The sequence below is a fragment of the Frankia sp. AiPa1 genome (assembly GCF_023243075.1).
Lineage (GTDB): Bacteria > Actinomycetota > Actinomycetes > Frankiales > Frankiaceae > Frankia.
The window spans coordinates 1-6,586 of the sequence record NZ_JALKFZ020000068.1 but is presented as its reverse complement, the minus strand read 5'-3'; the positions used below and the strand labels follow the sequence as shown (position 1 = coordinate 6,586).

General features: G+C 70.6%; 5 protein-coding genes. 4 read left to right on the top strand and 1 reads right to left on the bottom strand.

Annotated features, from left to right (window positions below):
• Positions 1 to 155: 155 nt before the first annotated feature.
• Positions 156 to 1,169 carry a Gfo/Idh/MocA family oxidoreductase gene (locus tag MXD95_RS07290; protein WP_250639781.1) on the top strand — a complete coding sequence of 338 codons (1,014 nt, stop codon included), beginning with the start codon at positions 156 to 158 and terminating at the stop codon, positions 1,167 to 1,169.
• A 99-nt stretch (positions 1,170 to 1,268) separates the two neighbouring features.
• On the opposite strand, the gene MXD95_RS07285 is transcribed toward MXD95_RS07290, so the two are convergent.
• Positions 1,269 to 1,700, bottom strand: a complete 432-nt coding sequence (locus MXD95_RS07285) for a MarR family winged helix-turn-helix transcriptional regulator (RefSeq protein ID WP_250639780.1) — start codon at positions 1,698 to 1,700, stop codon at positions 1,269 to 1,271.
• Between the two features lie 397 nt (positions 1,701 to 2,097).
• Between MXD95_RS07285 and MXD95_RS07280 the strand changes: the two genes are divergently transcribed.
• The 3 genes from MXD95_RS07280 (at position 2,098) to MXD95_RS07270 (ending at position 6,268) form a co-directional block, all read left to right on the top strand.
• Positions 2,098 to 3,771, top strand: a complete 1,674-nt coding sequence (locus MXD95_RS07280) for a sensor histidine kinase (RefSeq protein WP_250639779.1) — start codon at positions 2,098 to 2,100, stop codon at positions 3,769 to 3,771.
• Positions 3,772 to 3,861: 90 nt separating this feature from the next.
• A complete protein-coding gene (locus tag MXD95_RS07275) occupies positions 3,862 to 4,632 on the top strand; it encodes a response regulator transcription factor (protein ID WP_250639778.1) in 771 nt (256 codons plus the stop codon).
• Positions 4,633 to 4,900: 268 nt separating this feature from the next.
• Positions 4,901 to 6,268, top strand: a complete 1,368-nt coding sequence (locus tag MXD95_RS07270) for a citrate synthase (protein ID WP_250639777.1) — start codon at positions 4,901 to 4,903, stop codon at positions 6,266 to 6,268.
• Positions 6,269 to 6,586: the final 318 nt, after the last annotated feature.

Genomic DNA, 6,586 nt, shown 5'->3' with positions numbered 1-6,586 from the left:
GGGTGGGTGGGGGGTGGGGGGGGGGGGTGGGGGGGGGGGGGGGGGGGGGGGGGGGGGGGGGGCGGGGGGGGGGGGGGGGGGGGCCCCCCCCCCCCCCCCCCGACAAACGGCACCATGTCCCTCGCGCGGCCGCCTACCACAGGCACTATCGGACCGTGACGATGTTGCCCGAGCTGGTACCACCACGTGACCCTGCCCTGTCTGTGGGCTGGCGGGAGCACCGACGCACGGCCCGCCGCCGCCAGCCGGAACTGCCGCTCACCATGGCGCTGGTCACCGACGGCTCGCAGAGCACGACCGCGGCCGTCCTTCGGGACGCGGGGGTCGACGTCGTCGGACTGCTCGCGCCGGAACCGCTCGAGTCGCTGGCCTGGGCGGCAGAGGCCGATGTTCCTCGGGCCTATGTCGATCTGCTCGCCCTGCTGACCGACGACATCGAGGCGGTCTGCGTCGAGACCCGCCCGCCCGGCGCCGACATCGTCGCTCAGCGGGCGGCCGAGTCCGGCCTGCACGTGTTGCTCGCCGGTCCGGCCGGCGCCGCCGACGAGGCGCTGCGCGCGGTGGCCGACCTCGCCGAAGAGGGCGACCTCGCGCACGTTGTCGCTCTGAACGGTCGGGCCTGGCCGACGGCGACCCATGTCGCCGCCACCGTCGGAACGCTTGGCCGGCTGACCCAGATGACCGTGGTCGGCGCGCCCACCGGCCCGGACGGCCGGGTGGAGATCATCGACCTGGTGATCCGGTGGTGCGGCGAGATCCTCGCGGTCTGCGCCGACCGCACCGCGATGCCAGCCCCGATCCTGACCCCCGACGCGCCGGTGACCCTCGCCCTGCTGACCGCGAGTGGCGCCACCGTCCTCGTCAACGAGCGGATGGACGGCGCACTCGACACCGCCACCATCACGGTGTGCGGTCAGGACGGCCGACTGGTCGTGCGCGGACGGCAGGTCCGCCGACAGGACGAGCACGGTGTCCGTGATCTGATCCTGCCGGCCGCGACCACGGCACGGCCCGGTCTGATGGAAGCGACCTACGACGTCGTGCGCGCCACCGAACTCGACGACACCAGGCTGGTACGCGGGGCCACCTTCTACGACCTGCTCGCCGCGAACCGACTGCTGGCCGCGGCCGGCACGTCCCATCTGCGGGGCGGCTGGGTGGAGCTGTGATGCCTCTCCCGCGACACGAGGTGCGGTGCGGGTACGCCGCAACGACGCCGACCAGCCGGGCGCGCGGCAGGACGAGCGGACGAGCGGACGGGCGAGCGGTCAGAATCCGGCGAGGGCGTCGAGGACGGGCGCCGCGTGATTCAGCGCCGCGAGCTCCTCGCTGGACAGTTCCGCCAGGCGCATGATCAGCCATTCGTCGCGACGCCGCCGGTCATCCGCCAGCAGATCCCGACCTTTGCCGGTTGCCTCCACGATCACCTGGCGGCCATCGGTGGGATGCGGCCGACGCTCAACGAGGCCCTCGAGCGCGAGGTGGGCGACCACCCGGGTCATCGATGGTGGCTGGACCCGCTCGTGCGCGGCGATCTCCCCGAGCGTCATCGGCCCGTGCCGTTCCAGCGAGGCGAGCGCGGAAACCTGCGTGGGAGTGAGTCGGCTGGACCGCTCCTGGCGCATCCGTCGGGACAGCCGCATCACCGACAGCCGCAGTGCGGACGCGAGTTCGGCGTCACGGGCCGTCCCGGTCTCCATCGTCTGACGGTACTCGGCTGCCCAGAGCCACCTCCGACCACCCCGAAGATTTCCGGGGCCAAGGTCGGCCGCCCCCCGGCGGCAGCCGACCTCGGTAGGACCGGCCCGCATCAAGCGAACGTGATCACCGTCGGTGCCGGTCCAGGCTCCAGGGTCCACCCGGGCGGCGGTTGGTGGCTTCGGGGCGAACTCGCCTCTTCGGCAAGGGATCACGGCCTCACGATCTCGGGGGTAACCCGCAGCCAGCAACGGTCGATATGCGACCCTTGCCGAGTGAGATCCCGGCTACATAACGTCGGCTGACGTGCCCCATCCCCGCCTGCCCAGCCGCCTCGCCGCCTGCGCCGCACGCCACCGGCCGTGGTGTCTGGCCGTCGGTGGGTCAGCCGCGGCCGCCATGGCCACCATTTGCGAATGGCCCGCCTTCGGGCACAGCCCGCTCGCTGCCGGGGCGAACGTGGCCGTCACCGTCGCCTTCATCCTCACCGCGGCCATGCTCAACGGAGAGGAGTCGCTGGGCAGCGTGACCGGCGCGCTCGCACTCGGCGGGTTACTGTGGCCGCTGTCCTGGACGGCGACCTGGGTGGCCGGTCCCTCAGCGCTGGTGTCCTCGTTCGCCTACTCCCACTTCTGGATCTGCATCGGCTGGGGCGTGCTGCGCTATCCGACCGGGCGGCTGCGCAACAACGTCGAACGTTCCCTGCTCGCCACCGCCGTCCTGGTCGTTCCGGTGGCGAACCTGGCCCTGATCGGCATCGCCCGACCGCAGTGGTTCGGCTATCCGGACGGCGCCGACGTGTGGTGGTACGGATCGCCGATCGAGCACGGCACCTACAACCTCGTCGTCTGGATCCTGGACGGGATCACCCTGGTGCTGGCCGGCGCGTTCCTGCTGGTCGTGCGGGACCGGCTGCGGCGGTACTCCGAGCTGGACCGGCGGATCTTCCAGCCGGTGGCGATCGCCGTGCTGGTCGCCTTCCTCCTCGCGGCCGCCGTCAACATCAGCGCCTACAACCCGAGCAGCGATCGCATCGAACCCGAGTTCGCCGCGGTGTCGCTCACCCTGCTGACGATCCCGGTGGCATTCACGATCGCCGTGCTGCGCCGAGTGTTCGTCCGTGCCCGCATTGCCCAGCTGCTCGCGACGCTGCCGAGCCCACCGACCGTGCGGGCCGTGCGCACCGCGCTGCGCACCGCGCTGCACGACGACTCCGCCGAGATCCTGCTCTGGCTGCCCGAGGAGGAAGGACATGTCGACGCGGATGGCGTGACCCGACAGCCGCCGTCGACCGAGGCCGCCGAACTGATCATGAAGGTTCGGACATCGACCGGCGCACCACTCGCAGTGATCACGGCGGCTCCGACCATGCGACGCAACAGCGACCTGGTCACCGCGGCCGTCCAGGCGAGCGTGCTCGCGCTGGAAAACGCCCGGCTGCACGCCACCGTGGCCGCGCAGCTCGACGCCGTGCGCACATCCCGCGCCCGTCTTGTGGAGGCCGGCCTGCACGAGCGCAGGCGGTTGGAACGGGACCTGCACGACGGCGCGCAGCAACGGCTCCTGGCGCTGGCGACGAGACTCGGACTTGCCCGGGCGAAGGCCACGGATCCCGATACGATCTCCGCTATCGATGCTGCCCGCGAAGACCTACGGCACGCTCTGGCCGACCTGCGCAGCCTTGCGCGGGGCATCCATCCGGCCGTGCTCAGTCAGGGTGGGCTGCGGCCGGCGCTGGAGGTTGTCACGGCCGCCCTGCCAGTGGAGGTAGAGCTGGATGTCACCGCGGAACGCTTCGACGCGGTCCTGGAGGCAGGTGCCTACTACACGATCTGCGAGGCGCTCACGAACACCGTCAAGCACGCGGGCGCGACCCGGGCAATGGTCACGGTGCGTCATGACGGTGCGGTTGTCCGGATCGATGTGGCCGATGATGGCAAGGGTGGCGCCGTCGAGGTGGACAACGGCGGCCTGGCCGGGCTCGCTGACCGGGTCCGGGCGCTCGGCGGAGCGCTGGTGATCGCAAGCCCGTCCGGCGGCGGCACCCGTCTGACGGCGAACATCCCCTGCTGAGCGGCTTCGGCGCGGCAGGACCGTACGAGATCACGCATGTCTGTGGGCACCGGAAGGTGCCTCGTTCGACAGCGACAGGGGGAGCTAGCTGTGCGGATAGCGATCGCGGACGACTCGACGCTGTTCCGGGAGGGCCTGGCGATGCTGCTGACGGCCTCGGGCATGGAGATCGTCGCGCAGGCGTCCACCGCGGACGAGCTGATCGAGGGGCTTGCCCGCAGCCAGCCGGAGGTGGTCATCGTGGACATCCGGATGCCGCCGACCTTCACCGACGAGGGCCTGGTGGCCGCGGAACGCATCCGGGCCCGGCACCGGGGGATCGCGGTGCTGGTGCTGTCGACCTATGCCGAGATCCCCTACGCGTTGCGCCTGCTCGGCGATGCCACCGGCGGCCTCGGCTATCTGCTCAAGGACCGGGTGGACGACATCGGCGCGCTGTTGGACGCGCTGCGCCGGGTCGCGGACGGGCGTCTGGTCCTCGACGAGGAGATCGTCGCGGGGCTGCTCGCCCACCGGCGGCACGCCGACGAGCTGAGCCGGCTCACCCCACGGGAACGGGCGGTGCTCGCGCATATGGCCGAGGGCCGCTCCAACCAGGGGATCGGCGGCCGGCTGCACCTGGCGCCCAAGACCGTCGAGAACCACATCGCCGGAGTGTTCACCAAGCTGGGGATGCCGGCGTCGTCCGACGACAACCGCCGGGTGCTGGCCGTGCTCGCCTGGCTGCGCGCCGGCGGAACCCCGGCCGGTACCGCGGAACCGCGTGGGCCCGGCAGGGTTGGCGGGTTCGGCGGGTTTGGCGGGCGGGCCACGGCAGAGGCGGCCGCCGGAAGGACGGATGCCGCCTCCCCTATCGGGTAGGTACCGGACGGTGCCCGAACGTTACTAATCGGCGACGCGGCGCGTCCCGTCGCATCGCAACCGTCATGGCCTGGACCGCCCCGATCGGGGTGGTGCAGCACACGTGGGATGAGGCTCACCGATCACGCGCATGTGCCGCCGTGAGCAGCCAAACTTGGGGGAACCATGTGAGCCAGCGAACCGGCGTGAGCGCTCCGTACCCGGATGCGCGCCCCGGCTGGGGCAGGGCCGTACATGTACGGCATCGCCACCGCGAGAGGAGCCCGGCGTGTCCGAGCAGGTCAGTACCCTGACCGTCACCGACAACCGAACCGGCAAGACCTACGAGGTCCCGGTCACGGACGGCACGGTACGCGCGAGCGCGTTTCGTTCGATCAAGACGAGCGACGACGACTTCGGGTTGATGGCATATGACCCGGCGTTCACCAACACCGCGAGCTGTCGCAGCGCGATCACGTACATCGACGGTGACGCCGGCATCCTGCGCTACCGCGGCTATCCCATCCAGGAGCTGGCGGAGAAGAGCAGCTTCCTCGAGGTCTCCTACCTGCTGCTGGCCGGCGAGCTGCCCTCGTCCGGCGAGCTGTCGACCTGGGAAGACGAGATCACCCACCACACCCTGGTGCATGAGTCGATCAAGAAGTTCATCGACGGCTTCCACCACGACGCCCACCCGATGGGCATGCTCGTCTCCACCGTCGGCGCCCTGTCGACCTTCTACCCGGATGCCAAGTCGATCGACGACCCGGGCCTGCGCCGCCTGCAGATCGTCCGCCTCATTGCCAAGATCACGACGCTGGCGGCCTACTCCTACCGACACTCGGTCGGGTTCCCGTACGCCTACCCGGACAACGATCTGTCCTACGCCGGCAACTTCCTCAACATGATGTGGAAGGCCACCGAGCCGCGGTACGAGCCGGACCCGAACCTCGAGCACGCCCTCGACGTGCTGTTCATCCTGCATGCCGACCACGAGCAGAACTGCTCGGCGAACGCCATGCGCGCCGTCGGCAGCTCCCAGGCCGACCCGTTCTCAGCCGCGGCGGCTGCGATCGCGGCACTCTACGGCCCGCTGCACGGCGGGGCGAACGAGCAGGTGCTGCGGATGCTCGCCGAGATCGGCTCGGTGGAGAACATCCCCGCCTTCATCGCCCAGGTGAAGGACGGCAAGAAGAAACTGATGGGCTTCGGGCACCGGGTCTACAAGAACTATGACCCACGTGCCCGGGTGATCCGTCAGGTTGCCGACGAGGTGTTCAAGGTCACGGGCACGAACCCACTGCTGGACCTCGCGATGGAGCTCGAGCGGATCGCGCTCGAGGACGAGTACTTCGTCTCCCGCAGGCTCTACCCGAACGTCGACTTCTACACCGGCATCATCTACCAGGCCATGGGCTTCCCGGTGGAGATGTTCCCGGTCCTGTTCGCCATCGGCCGGATGCCCGGCTGGCTCGCCCAGTGGGAGGAGGGCCTGCTCGACCCGGAGCAGAAGATCGCCCGCCCGCGCCAGCTCTACGTCGGCTACGACCAGCGCCCCTACACCCCGATGGACGAGCGCAAGTCGGTCGAGGACAGCAACACCGAGCCCATCGCCGCCCAGGCCGCCCAGGCCGCCCCGGAGCGCCCCCTGCGCTGAGCCGCCTCTTCGTGGACAGCCGGCCCGGCGTCCCGCGAGTTCCGGCTCACGGCCAGATTTCCGGCTCGCGGCCGGCTGCCCCGGCAAATCTCACCGTCCGTGCTGGCCGGTGCGGGTGGCCGGGGGGCGGCAAGCCACGGTGTCGCTTCTACTGGGTTCGGTGTCCGATATGCACCTTCGTAACCCTGTAGAAGCGACACGAGGATTGTCAGCGGCCCATTCACCGTCACACGCGGCGACGAGGACGATCCTGCAATATCGCTGACGCTGTGGGGCCCGGGCCCCCACGCTGGCACAGGCCCCCCACCCCGTAGCCCC